Here is a 12,637-nt window from a genome sequence, read left to right as displayed (position 1 = left end):
TGCTCACACGACGATGCCCCGGGCCGAGAGGATCGGTCCGGGGCATCGTGGTCGTCAGGTCAGACGATGGTCCAGCCGCCGTCGATGACGTACGCTGCTCCGTGCACGAACGACGACTCGTCGTTCGCGAGGAAGAGCGCGAGGTTCGCGATCTCCTCCGGCTGTGCGTGACGACCCGCCGGGACTGCGTTGATCGACTCGATCACGGCAGCCTCTCCCTCGTCGAGGATCTGCTTCGTCATCGCGGTCTCGACGGCGCCCGGGCAGATCGCGTTGACCCTGATGCCACGGAGGCCGTAGTCGGCCGCGGTCTGCTTGGTCAGTCCGATGACCCCGTGCTTGGCCGAGGTGTAGGCGGCACCTCCGCCTCGGGCGACGAACCCTGCGATCGAGGCCATGTTCACGATGGTCCCACCGCCGTTCTCGAGCATGGTGGGGAGCACTGCCCTGGTCATCAGGAAGGGCCCCTTGAGGTCGACCCCGATGATGCGGTCCCACAGCTGCTCGCTGGTCTCGAGGACGGGAGCGTAGCCGTCGAGGATCCCCGCGATGTTGGCGAGCACGTCGATGCCGCCCAACGCCGTGACGCTGCCGTCGATCGCTGCCCTCACGGAAGCGTCGTCGGAGACGTCGACCCGCAGGGAGAACGCTGTGCCCCCGGCCTCGACGATGCTCTGCGCGGTCGACTCCGCTGCGGCGAGATCGAGGTCGAGTGCGGCGACGGACGCGCCCTCCTCGGCGAACCGCTTCGCGATCGCGCGCCCCATGCCCGAGCCTGCGCCGGTCACCACGGCCTTACGGCCCTTCAACTTCTGCGACATGTCTTCTCCTTCTTGACTCGCGATCACGGACGCGACAGACCCGCGAGCGAGATGTACTTCACGTCCATGTACTCCTCAACGCCCCAGTGGCCGCCCTCACGTCCTATGCCGCTCTCCTTGACGCCGCCGAAAGGCGCCTGGACGGCGGAGATGGTGCCGTCGTTGGCTCCGACGGTGCCGTACTCGAGTGCTTCGGACACGCGCACGACTCGATTGACGTCGCGGGTGAAGAAGTACGCAGCAAGGCCATAAGGCGAGTTGTTCGCGCGCCGGACCACCTCCTCCTCCGTGTCGAACTCGAAGATCGGTGCGACGGGTCCGAACGTCTCGTCCCGGGCGATGAGCATGTCGTCGGTCGCGCCTGCCAGCACCGTCGGCTCGTAGAAGTGCCCGCGTCCGAGCTCTTCGGCTTCGGGCCGTTTGCCCCCCGTGAGCACCGTCGCTCCCGACGCGACCGCGTCCGCGACGTGCGACTCCACCTTCTCGACCGCCGATGCCTCGATGAGGGGTCCGACCTCGACTCCCTCCTCAGAGCCGAAGCCGATCCGCATCGCCGACAGCCTTTCGACGAGGCGCCGCGTGAAGTCGGGGGCGATCGAACGCTGGACGAACACCCGGTTGGCGGACACGCAGGTCTGGCCCATGTTCCGCATCTTGACCGCGATCAGCTGGTCGAGGGCGAGGTCGACGTCGGCATCGTCGAAGACGATGAAGGGCGCATGCCCACCGAGCTCGAGCGAGAGCCGCTTCATGGTCGTTGCCCCCTCACGCATGAGGATCTTCCCTACCTCGGTGGATCCCGTGAACGAGAGGACTCGAACGCGACCATCAGCCATGATCGTCGGGCTCACCCGTGAGGCGCGCGAGCTGGGCACGATCTGGAGGACGCCGGCGGGCAGGCCCGCCTCGGAGAAGAAACGTCCGATCTCCAGCGCCGAGAGGGGGGTCAAGGCCGCGGGCTTGACGACCATGGAACAGCCCGCGGCCAGAGCGGCTCCCAGCTTGCGAAGGATCTGCAACGAGGGGAAGTTCCAGGGAGTGATCGCCACGCTGACCCCGGCGGCCTGAGGGATCGCGAGGATCCTCTTGTCTCGGCTGGTGGACGGGATGGTCGTGCCGTACGCGCGGCGCGCCTCCTCTGCGAACCACTCGATGAATCCGAGTCCGTAGTCGAGCTCACCGACGGACTGCGCGAGCGGCTTCCCGTGCTCGGCCGTCATGACTGCGGCGAGCCGGTCGATGTCGGCGCGCGCGATCTCGGCGGCGCGACGGAGGATCTGGGATCGCTCGAGAGCGGGTCGCGCAGCCCAATCCGCTTGCGCTGCCTCCGCCCCATCGATCGCCCGGGTCATGTCCTCGGCGTCGCCGTCGGCGATCCGGATTAACTCGGAGCCATCAGCGGGGTTGACGACGGGGAAGGTCTCACCGGAGCTGGACTGCTGCCATTCGCCGTCGATGAAGAGTCTGTCCAAGTAGTCGGTCATTGTCGGTCTGCTCTCTCTGGTTGTCGGTCAGATCACGATCGAGGCGCGGGCGACGCTGCGGGACTCGCCGTCCCGGATCGCCCCTGCCAGGTCATCGAAAGCGTGCGCCTCCTTCGTCAACGCCTCGAAGGGGAAGCTCCGGCGCGTTCGGCTGAGGAAGTCGAGGGCCTTGTGGAGGTACCAGGGGTCGTATCGGAGGACTCCCTGGATGCGGACGTTCTTGCGAGTGAGCAGGCCAGGAGACAGAGCTATCTCGAAGCCTTCACCGACGTTCAGGTTCCCGACGGAGACGATCTCGCCCCCTGTTCGGACGAGGGCCAGGGACTCGGAGAACGCGGCGGCGACCCCCGTGACCTCCAGGACGATGTCCGCTCCAGCCTCTCCGGTGAGCTCTGCGACCCGTGCTGCTCGCGCGTCGGTCGAGGTGTACTCGCCCATGTCGATCACCTCGTCGGCGTGGAAGTCGCGGGCGAGAGCCAGGCGTTCCGGTACGCCATCGATCACGAGGACTCGGGCGCCGCGTTCCTTGGCGACCGCGACGGCATAGAGTCCGAGACCTCCTGCGCCCTGCACCACGAGAGTGGACCCCGCGGTCAGGCGGGTCTTGTCCAGGGCGAAGAGCATCTGCGACAGGCCGCAGTTCGCGCCCGCGACCACGGAGTCCTCGAGCTCGTCGGGAACCTTGTAGAAGAACTGGTCCTCGTTCACGTAGTAGTGGGTCCCGAACGCGCCCAGGAAGTGAGGCGCCTCGTCAGGGTTCTTCGACCACTCACGGAGCGAGTTGGAGCACATGCCGAAGTCCCCGCGCAAGCAGGCCGCACAGCGCCGACAGGTGACGTAGTACACCGCGACGACGCGATCTCCGACCGCGATCGGCTGGCCCGCGTTGTCTCGGGTGACACCCTCACCCAGTGCAGCCACCTGACCGACGAACTCGTGGCCGAGTGCTGCCTCTCGAAGAGCCGGACTGTCGTAATGGAACTGGTGGATGTCGGATCCGCAGACGTTGGCCCTTCGCACGTCGAGCACCAGAGCCCCTGGCGCCGGATCGGGCACCTCGTACTCCTTGACGGCGAACTCATGGGGTCCGATGACCGCTGCGACTCTTCCCTGCACGGACGCTCCTTTGCGTGACACTCAACCCGGCAGGCCCGGCAGGCCGCGCCGATGGCCGATGGTAAGCAGCCGTGCAGGCGACGAGCCGCCGCCCTGACTCACAATGGGACAGAGGGCGCGTGAGCATCGACGGCAGACTGACGAGGGTACGACGACGTACTCGCGAAAGGAGCGAAGTCGAATGACACACGGTCACGCACGTCGACTCTGGGCACTGGACTCACCGACGCTCACAGTGCAATCGGAGACCCTCCTCTACGGCACGAGCGGGGAGGTGACGATACCGTGCCCCTCCTACCTGATCGAGCATCAGCGAGGCCTCGTCCTCTTCGACACGGGCCTGCATCCGGACGCGATCACCGACCCCGAGCGGATCTACGGAGCGGACCTGGTTCCGCTCCTCGGGATCGGGGGATCGGAGGACCAGCGTCTCGACAACCAGATCACGGCCCTCGGCTACAAGCTCAGCGATGTGACGCACGTCATCTCCTCCCACGGCCACTTCGATCACACGGGAGGCCTGTTCCTCTTCCCCGAGGCCAAGCACTTCTTCGGGGAAGGTGAGCTGCGATACGCGAACTGGCCCGACCCGATCCAGTCCTTCGTCTACCGCCAGGAGGTGCTCGATGTGATCCGGAGACTCGACACCCGCGAAGTGGTCGGAGATCTCGACCTGTTCGGAGACGGGGCCATCACCATCCTCGCCACCCCCGGGCACAGTCCGGGTGAGGTGAGCCTGGCCGTGCGACTTCCCTCCAGGACGTTCCTCCTGACCGGTGATGCGATCCATCTCCGGGCCCAGATGGAGCAGGAATACCACTTCCCAATCGACGCGGACACGAAGACCGCGCTTCGTTCGCTGCGGCGACTGAAGAACCTCCGGGAGAGCATGGGCGCCACGGTGTGGATCAGCCACGACCCGGAGGACTGGGCCGAGTTCGTCCACGCCCCCGGCTTCTACGAGTGATCATGGCCGTCCTCGTCGACTTCCGATGCGTCTCGTGCGGCGTCATCGCGGAGAGAACCGTGACGTGGCCCGTGCCCGAGGTGGTCGCCTGTCACGCGTGCGGGGGTGAGAGTCGTCGTCGCTGGACGCCGGTGGGCATCGTGAGCGGCCGAGGCGGGCCATCTGAGGCGCCGCCGGACGTCTCGACGGCGGCACTGTGCGCCGCCAACCCCGACGTGCCTGGGCTGTGCCACATGTCACCGAGCGCGGGACGCGCTTGGGTAGCACGCTTCCGCCGCGACACCAGGGCTCTCGACGCTGAGCTCTCGCGGCAGGAGGCCGCTGCCGCAGCGACACCCCCGACGAAGGCGGATGTGCTCTCGCACGGCCATCACTGACCGCCGGGGCACGAAGGAGCGGGGCGATCCGGATCTCGGTCGCCCCGCTTCCCCGTGATCAGACGAAGAGCCGTTCCTCGTCGAGCTTGTACCCGCTGATCTTCCGATACAGGGTCGACCGTGAGATGCCGAGCATCTCGGCCGCCATCACCTTGTTCCCGGAGCACCGGATCAGCGCGTTGATGATGCCGTCGACCTCCAACTGCTCGAGCATCGTCAGGTCGCGCCGGCGCGCGTAGGCCGCGATGGCCGGGGGCAGCTGATCGACGGTGACCTCACTGCGCCGGCCGAGTGCGAAGACCCCTCGCATGACGGAGTCGAGCTGACGGAGGTTTCCGGGCCACGGAGCCCGCGACAGCGCGGTGTACGCGCCCTGCGTGTAGCTCACGGTGACCGCCGACGCGTATCGGCGCTCGAAGACCTGGAGGATCGTGCGCATGTCGTTCTTCCGCTCCCGAAGGTTGGGCATGTCGATCCGCCCGACGCCGATCTGATCCAGCAACGCCTGGTGCCCCTCGTCGAGAGGCTTGGAGCCCTGCGCGTGCGCCGTGCCCAGCACGAGGCCCCGGCTGAGGAGCGTCGGGGCGGAACCGAGCACGTCTGCCGCGTCGCGCGCGATCGCAGGGTCCAGATCGTCCAGGTGGCGGAAGACCACGGGCGTGCTCTTCTCCATCGCCGAGGCGAGCTCCTGGAACCACTTGTCGGGAGCCTTTTGTGCTTCGTGCGCTTTGAGGACCGTCAGCGGTTGCTTGGGCGCGATGCGGTCGAGCATGTGCCGAAGCAGCGTGAACTTGCCGGTCCCCGGGGCGCCGAAGACGACGACGGGCAGGTGCGCGCGCATGGCGGACTCGGCTTGGTCTCGCGCGTAGACCCAGGCTTGGCTGGTTCCTGGCAAGGACTCCGCCAGCGGCGGCCACCCTTGGCCTTGCTGCCCCGAGGACTGGGCGGGAGTGAGCGGCTCGGCGTGAATCTGCTGCTTCACCTCGATGATCGCGCCGATCATCTCCCCGTCGAAGACGACGGCCGTGCAGCTCAACTCCGTCAGGGACGTCTCCGACTCCAGCCTGATCAGGCGGGTCGGCCTTGCAGCGGAGATCGACTCGCTGACGATCATCCACAGCGTCGACTTGTCGACCTGGTGCAGATACTCGGTAGCGGAGGGGTTCTCCATGAGCAGATCCCCACCCACGACCGCAACCGGACGACCGTTCCGAGATGCCGTGAGGAAGGCGTCGAACAAGACGCGTTCACGCATGCTCGAGAGGTTGACGAGTTGTCGACCGACCTCGCGGGCCGCCTGATTGATCAGGCTGGGGAGGATCGGGCTGGCGTCGGTGGCGAGAGCAGTCAGCGTGACGATGCCCTCGGTCCTTCCTGTCAGGGGGTTGTTGATGGGAGCGCCGACGCACGCGAAGTCCTGGAGCGCATCGGAGATGTGCTCTGCTCCGACGATCATGCTCGAGGCTCGATCAGCGGCGGGTGTTCCCACCCCGTTCGTCCCGACGACCTCCTCGGACGCGGAATGTCCGGGCACCGACCCCACGCGTTCGAGCCGCTTGGCGAGATCGCGGTTCGAGATCCACGTCTCCAGGATGCGCGCGTGACGATCGGCGATGAGAAGACTTGCATCGTTCATGCCCAACTCGTCGGCGAGCGTCGACAGGATGGGCCGAGCCGCCCTCAAAAGGACGGAATCGCTGACGATGGGCGACTGGAAGGGCAGCTCCGATCGACGGGCACTGCCGAACACTCGTGACCGCTTCCAGGACTCGAGGACGACAGGACGGACCAGGTGCTCGACACTGCCGTCCAGCGTCCCGCCGCTGAGAAACGCGTCGCGGAGGTCGTCGAGACTCGTACGTGCGGGCATGCGCCACCTTTCGCCTCATTGCGAATGAACGAATTGAAGCATCTCTCTGCCGGGCTCAGAAGACCGCTCGGAGAGATTCTCGCTGCACTCCTCCCGCGTTCGGGCGTGGTGTCCTGATTTGGCACAGCGCCCTGAGGGGCGTCTGACCGTAGGAGAGGATGCTCGCACCGACAAGCCCAAGGGAGGGTTGCGAGTGTCAGAGTCGAACACGCAGGTTGCCGTGCGACGTCGTCGTCCCTCGTTCACGTGGTCGCCGCTGGTCGTCATCGTCATCGCCAACGTCCTGCTGCTGATCTACCTGCAGGTGGTCGCCGGCCAGAACCTCTTCGAGCCTCGCACCCTCTCGACCCTGACCCCCTTGCTCGGCGTCATGATCCTCGTCGGCCTCGCTCAGGCGTTCGTGATCGGTACCGGCGGAATCGACCTCAGCATCCCCTCGGTGATCACGCTGATGGGGATCATGATGCTGCGCGAGTCACAGGGCCGTGACGACCTGCTACCCAAAGCCCTCCTCGTCGCAGCTGTCGTGTGCATCGTGATCGGGTTGCTCAACGGGGTCCTGGTCGAGGTGATCGGGCTCAACGCCCTGGTCACGACGCTGGCCACCGGCCAGGTGATCCTCGGCGCCACGGTCATCTACCGCGAGGGAGCGCTGTCGATCACACGGGTCCCGGAGACGCTGTCGAGCTGGGCCCAGGCGAACGTCGCAGGCGTCAGCCTCATCTTCATCGTCGCGGTCGTCCTCGCGGTGCTGATCCTCTTCTTCGTGCGGCGGACCGTCACCGGTCGTCGGCTCGTGCTCGCCAGCGCATCCTCGCGCGCCAGTCGACTCACGGGTCAACGCAACCTGGCGCTCCGGGTCCTCGCGTGGGTCGCCGGGGCCCTCATCGCCGGGATCGGTGGAGTGCTCCTCGCCGGGCAGCTCTCGTCGCCGGACATGTCCTCGGGCACGCCGTATCTGCTGCTCAGCATCGTGGTCGTCGTGCTCGGCGGCGCAGTCCTCACCGGTGGTCGCGTCGGTCCGTTCGCGACCCTCTTCGGTGCGGTCTTCATCATCCTGCTCGACCACGGCCTCGCCGTCCAAGGTGTCTCGACCGGGGCGCGGACGCTCGTCCAGGGCCTCGTCCTCGCGCTGGGCCTCGCGGGCGTCGGACTCCTTCTGAAGCCTCGTCGCTCCACGTCGCGGCGCATCGAGACCCCAGGTACTCCTCCTACGACTCCGGAACTCGAGCTTCAGCACTCGTGATCCGTTCGCCCGATCCGGGCATACCCACCAAGAGAAGGAAGATCGACATGGCTCACATCGGTAGAGCGCGCCGAGCATTGGCGCTCGGCGCGGCAGCCGTCACCGCCGCAGTCCTCATCGCGGGCTGCAGCTCAGGTGACGCCGGCAACACGTCATCCAGCATCAGCATCGACACCTCGTTCGACGCGGACCCCCAGGCGACGCAGGACATCGTCGACCTCGCCTTCGGTACGTCGACGTCGATCGACAGTCTCCCCGCGGAAGCCGTGTCCGGGTTCGAGCGGGCGACCGCCCAGCTCACCGACGAGCAGATCAAGACGGCGCTCTCCTGCTGGAAGCAGCCGGAGTGCACCATCGGGGACGGTCCGGTCCAGATCGGCATCTTCAATGCGGTCGACAACCTGTGGCAGACCACGGCGGTGATGGACATCATCCTGCAGGCGATGACCTACCCCGAGGTCGGCAAGATCTCCTACTCGTTCGTCTCGGACCTGCCGTCGGCTCAGGCGGCCGTACGCAGCCTGGTAGCGGGCGGCGCGAACATCATCATCGGCTACAACGCCTTCGGAGCGGCGATGGCCCCGGTCTTCCAGGAGGCCCAGGCCGCAGGAGCAGTGGTCGCCACTTACACGGGGGAGACCCCGGACGTCGGAGCGGACGTCATCAACAACCAGGTCTACGCTGAGGCGTGCGACGCGGGAACGGGGATGGCGGACGTCACCACGAAGGACCTCGGACTGTCCAGCTCGGACCAGATCGCCTTCCTCTTCGGCACACCCGGCAACCCCCAGGACACCATCGTGACGGGATGTCTGAACGACGAGCTCACCAAGGAGAACGGGCCGAAGATCGGATTCCAGCAGGACACCGATTGGTCGCGCCCGGGCGTCGCCGCGGCCGCGTCCGCGCTGATCTCCTCCGGGGTGCCCGCCAAGGCCGTCCTGAACACGTACGCCGACCCCATCCCGCAGCTGATCAACGCCTACGACCAGGCCGGCGTGCCGGTGCCGGCCGTCCTCACGTGGACGGAGATGAACGAGCTCTTCGGCCTCTGGGAGGAGCGTGTGGGAACGGACAAGGAGTTCCCTCTCTACTACACCAACGCCCTCGTGAACCAGGCTCGCCTGGCCACCACGAATGCGATGAGCATCCTGGCCGGTGAGGACATCCCCGCACGGACGGCGCTGCCCCTCCCCATCCTCAAGGCCGAGCCGGGGGTCTACCAGGCCGACCTCCCGGGTGACTTCCCCGGGTGGAGCTCGCTCATCCCCGAGGACGTCATGAACGGGATGCTCCAGTAGCTCACGTCCCTCTGTGCGGGGCGCCGTCGATCGGCGCCCCGCACCTCCCTTCCACACCCACGCCTCTGACGGAGAAGGCCCGCCATGACCAATTCGATCGAAGAGACCCTCTCCTCGAGCATCGAGACCTCCGAGACCGTCCTCCGCGCGGACGGGGTCGGTAAGCAATACGGGCCGGTCACGGCCTTGAGCGAGACGTCGCTGATCGTCCGCGCCGGCGAGGTGAGGGCGCTCGTCGGCGAGAACGGCTCGGGCAAGTCCACGTTCGTGGGGATCATCAGCGGTACGGTCGTCCCCAACTCCGGGTCGGTGTCCATCGGAGGCAGGTCGCTGACGAAGCATCTTCCTGTCGAGTCGCAGACCGCAGGAGTCCTCACGGTCTTCCAGGACGGATCGCTCCTGGCGACGCTCACCGTCGCACAGAACCTCTATATAGGTACCCCGGCAGCACAGCGGCCCAGGTTCGGCGACATCGCTCGATGGGCGGCATCCAAGCTCGAGGAGTACGACCTCGACCTGGATCCGATGCTGCGGGTGTCCGCTCTCGCGCCCGGAGACCGTCAGATCCTCGAGATCGTCCGCGCAGTCATGGCCAAGCCGCGCTTGCTCCTCCTCGACGAGTCGACGTCGGCGCTGGACGCCAGCGGCGTGGACCGGGTGCTCGAGCTCATGAGGGTGGCCGCAGCGCGGGGCTCTGCGGTGCTGTTCGTCACCCACCGGCTGTCGGAGGTCTTCAGGGTGGCAGACACGGTGTCGATCTTGCGGGATGGGCGATACGTCGGCACGCACCTCGCCGCCGACGTGTCTCCCAAGCAGATCGTGGAGCTCATGGCCGGGACACGCGTCGACATGGAGTTCCCACCCCGCCATGATCCGGACCCGGATGCGGCCACCGTGCTCGAGGCGCGCGACCTCCAGGGCGACCGGTTCGGGCCGATCGATCTGACCCTGAGAGCGGGGGAGATCGTCGGTCTGGCCGGCGCAGACGGAAACGGGCAGGCGCAGCTGCTCCGCGGGCTCGCCGCGCTCGCCGTATCGGGTGGCACGGTGACGGTGTCCGGGAACCAGCTCCGCAACTATCGACAGGCCACCCAGAGCGGAGTCGTGTTCCTCAGCGGTGACCGGAAGGACGAGTCGCTGTTCCAGGCCCTCTCGATCAGGGAGAACATGACTGCGGGCGTCCTGCGACGCCTGTCGACCGCCGGCGTCCTCGGGTTCGGCCGCGAGAACCGGTTCGTGGACCGACAGATCACGGACTTCGGGGTTCGATTGGGGACCCCGTCGTCCCCTCCTTCTTCATTGTCGGGCGGGAATCAACAGAAGATCGCGATCAGCAAGGCGTTGGCCACAGATCCGAAGGTCTTCCTCATCGACGAGCCGACTCAGGGCGTCGACGTGCGGTCACGCATGGACATCTACCGCTTCCTCCGCGCCTGCGCCGACGCGGGCAACACCGTCGTCCTGGTGTCCTCGGATGCCTCCGAGCTCGCGGGCATCAGCGATCGCATCCTCGTCATGTCCCGCGGTCGTGTCATCGAGGAGATGCCGGGCCTGGGCTCCGATGAGGAGTCCATCGTCGGAGCGTTCGCCGTGGAGTCCCGTGTGGTCGACGGCGACGGTCAAGACCCGGGCGACGTCCTGACAGCAGAACGTCCCCTGGCGGACGACGCGGCGACCTCACCCGACCCGAGAGAGAGGAACGAGCGCACTCGACGTTCGTTCGTGGGATGGATCCGCGACGAGGAGACGATCCGGCTCGTCGTCCTCACGCTCCTCATCCTCGCGATCGGGGGCCTGACGGCTGCTCAGAACCCCACGTTCCTGAGTGAGTTGAGTCTCAAGAACGTGCTGCTCATCGCGACGCCCCTTGCCGCGGTGGCGGCTGCCCAGTACTGCGTGCTGCTCGTCGGGGGCATCGACGTCTCGGTCGGAGCGACCATGAGCCTGAGCGTCGTCGTCATGTCCTACCTCGTCCAGACAGGCGGGGTCTTCCCGAACATCCTCGTCGCCATACTCGCCGCCATCGTGCTCGGAGTCGTGGTCGGCGGCATCAATGCATGGCTGGTCGAACGCATGCGGCTGTCTGCCGTCATCGCGACCATCGCGACCCTCGGGATCGTCAGCGGAGTGGCCCTGACGCTCAGACCCACTCCTGGCGGGAACATCGACTACACGCTCATCGCGGCGATCACCAAGACCGTCGGGATCGTGCCGATCGCCCTCCTCGTGCTGGCCGTCCTGATCATCGCGGGCGACTTCGTGCTCCGTCGCACCGGCGTCGGCCTCCGAGTTCGGGCAGTAGGGATCAATGGCGCCTTCGCTCACCGGCTCGGGATCCGAGCCACCGTGATCAGGAGCTTCGCCTACGTCCTCTGTGCTGTGCTGGCCGCCATCGCCGGCGTCCTGCTCGCCGCTCAGGTGGGCATCGGCGACCCCTCCGTGGGGGAGATCTACACCCTGCTGGCGATCGCCGCCCCTGTGATCGGCGGCGCGAGCCTGCTCGGGGGCCGGGGCACTCTGGTGGGTGCTCTGCTCGGCGCCATCCTCCTGGCCCTGCTGATGACCCTGGCCACGGTGCTGCGGATCTCCCAGGGGACGAACCTCATCCTGATCGGCGCGGTGACCCTCGTCGCCATGCTGACGTACGTGATCCCGTTCACCCGAGCCCGCAACCACAGGAAGGCGAATCGACAGGCATGACGAAGAGGCTGGAAGGAAAGGTCGCCCTGATCAGTGGCGGCGCTCAGGGCATGGGCGCGTCCCACGCGAGGGCCATCGTGTCCGAGGGCGGACGCGTGGTCATCGGGGACATCGATGAGAGCGCGGCGGCGGCCGTGCTCGCCGAGCTCGGGGATGACATCGCCTTCGTCCGGCTCGACGTGTCGAGCACGGACGAGTGGGACGCAGCGGTGCGGACCGCCGTCGAGCGCTTCGGCAAGTTGGACGTCCTCGTCAACAACGCCGGGATCCTCGTGGCGAGTCCGATCGAGGACTTCAGCGACGACGACTGGGAGAGGACCTTGGCGGTCAACCTCACCGGAGCCTTCAAGGGCATCCGTGCGGCGGTCCCCGAGCTCGCCCGCAGCGCTCCGAGCTCGATCATCAACATCTCGTCCACGGCGGGGCTCAAGGGCTTCCCCGGCATCGCCGCCTACAACTCCACCAAGTTCGGAGTGCGGGGCCTGACCAAGAGCACGGCCATCGAGCTCGCCGAACGCGGCATCAGGGTCAACTCGATCCACCCGGGCAACATCAACACCAGGATGATCGAGGGCCTGTACGACGGCTACCCGCACGTGCCCATGCGACGGGCGGGCGACGTCGAGGAGATCTCCCGGCTCGTCGTCTTCTTGGCCTGCGAGGAGAGCTCCTTCTCGACGGGAGCGGAGTTCGTGGCGGACGGCGGCGAGACCGCAGGCGCTCCCGACCCGTTCGCGTGACCGACCGGGGTGGCG

The 12,637-nt window shown here is 67.0% G+C and carries 9 protein-coding genes; 5 read left to right on the top strand and 4 right to left on the bottom strand.

The window, feature by feature from the left end; all coding sequences use genetic code 11:
* Nucleotides 1-59: 59 nt before the first annotated feature.
* The 3 genes from IEX69_RS19770 to IEX69_RS19760 are packed head-to-tail and all read right to left on the bottom strand — an operon-like array spanning nucleotide 60 to nucleotide 3,421.
* On the bottom strand, nucleotides 60-821 hold the full coding sequence (locus IEX69_RS19770) for an SDR family NAD(P)-dependent oxidoreductase (protein ID WP_085021816.1): 762 nt from the start codon (nucleotides 819-821) through the stop codon (nucleotides 60-62).
* A 23-nt stretch (nucleotides 822-844) separates the two neighbouring features.
* Nucleotides 845-2,305: an NAD-dependent succinate-semialdehyde dehydrogenase gene (locus IEX69_RS19765; protein WP_085021817.1), complete on the bottom strand. Its 1,461-nt coding sequence runs from the start codon at nucleotides 2,303-2,305 to the stop codon at nucleotides 845-847.
* A gap of 27 nt (nucleotides 2,306-2,332) precedes the next feature.
* A complete protein-coding gene (locus IEX69_RS19760) occupies nucleotides 2,333-3,421 on the bottom strand; it encodes a zinc-binding dehydrogenase (protein WP_085021818.1) in 1,089 nt (362 codons plus the stop codon).
* A gap of 235 nt (nucleotides 3,422-3,656) precedes the next feature.
* Between IEX69_RS19760 and IEX69_RS19755 the strand changes: the two genes are divergently transcribed.
* Entirely contained in the window at nucleotides 3,657-4,388 is a 732-nt protein-coding gene (locus IEX69_RS19755; RefSeq protein ID WP_229756489.1) for an N-acyl homoserine lactonase family protein, read from the top strand.
* Between the two features lie 435 nt (nucleotides 4,389-4,823).
* Here the strand turns inward: IEX69_RS19755 and IEX69_RS19750 are convergent, their stop codons facing one another.
* On the bottom strand, nucleotides 4,824-6,635 hold the full coding sequence (locus IEX69_RS19750; RefSeq protein WP_085021820.1) for a sigma-54-dependent Fis family transcriptional regulator: 1,812 nt from the start codon (nucleotides 6,633-6,635) through the stop codon (nucleotides 4,824-4,826).
* Nucleotides 6,636-6,828: 193 nt separating this feature from the next.
* On the opposite strand from IEX69_RS19750, the gene IEX69_RS19745 reads away from it, so the two are divergent.
* From IEX69_RS19745 to IEX69_RS19730, 4 genes are all read left to right on the top strand, one after another.
* Nucleotides 6,829-7,881 carry an ABC transporter permease gene (locus IEX69_RS19745; protein ID WP_085021821.1) on the top strand — a complete coding sequence of 351 codons (1,053 nt, stop codon included), beginning with the start codon at nucleotides 6,829-6,831 and terminating at the stop codon, nucleotides 7,879-7,881.
* A gap of 47 nt (nucleotides 7,882-7,928) precedes the next feature.
* The gene (locus IEX69_RS19740; RefSeq protein WP_085021822.1) at nucleotides 7,929-9,182 is read left to right on the top strand and encodes a substrate-binding domain-containing protein; all 1,254 of its coding nucleotides are present in this window, start codon (nucleotides 7,929-7,931) and stop codon (nucleotides 9,180-9,182) included.
* Nucleotides 9,183-9,266: 84 nt separating this feature from the next.
* Entirely contained in the window at nucleotides 9,267-11,882 is a 2,616-nt protein-coding gene (locus tag IEX69_RS19735) for an ATP-binding cassette domain-containing protein (protein ID WP_085021823.1), read from the top strand.
* Complete coding sequence (locus IEX69_RS19730; RefSeq protein WP_085021824.1) at nucleotides 11,879-12,622, top strand: glucose 1-dehydrogenase; 744 nt, start codon at nucleotides 11,879-11,881, stop codon at nucleotides 12,620-12,622. Before IEX69_RS19735 ends, IEX69_RS19730 begins: the two co-directional genes overlap by 4 nt.
* Nucleotides 12,623-12,637: the final 15 nt, after the last annotated feature.

This window comes from Cnuibacter physcomitrellae (genome assembly GCF_014640535.1).
GTDB lineage: Bacteria > Actinomycetota > Actinomycetes > Actinomycetales > Microbacteriaceae > Cnuibacter > Cnuibacter physcomitrellae.
The sequence above is the reverse complement of the archived record's forward strand: the minus strand, read 5'-3'. Positions and strand labels throughout refer to the sequence as shown.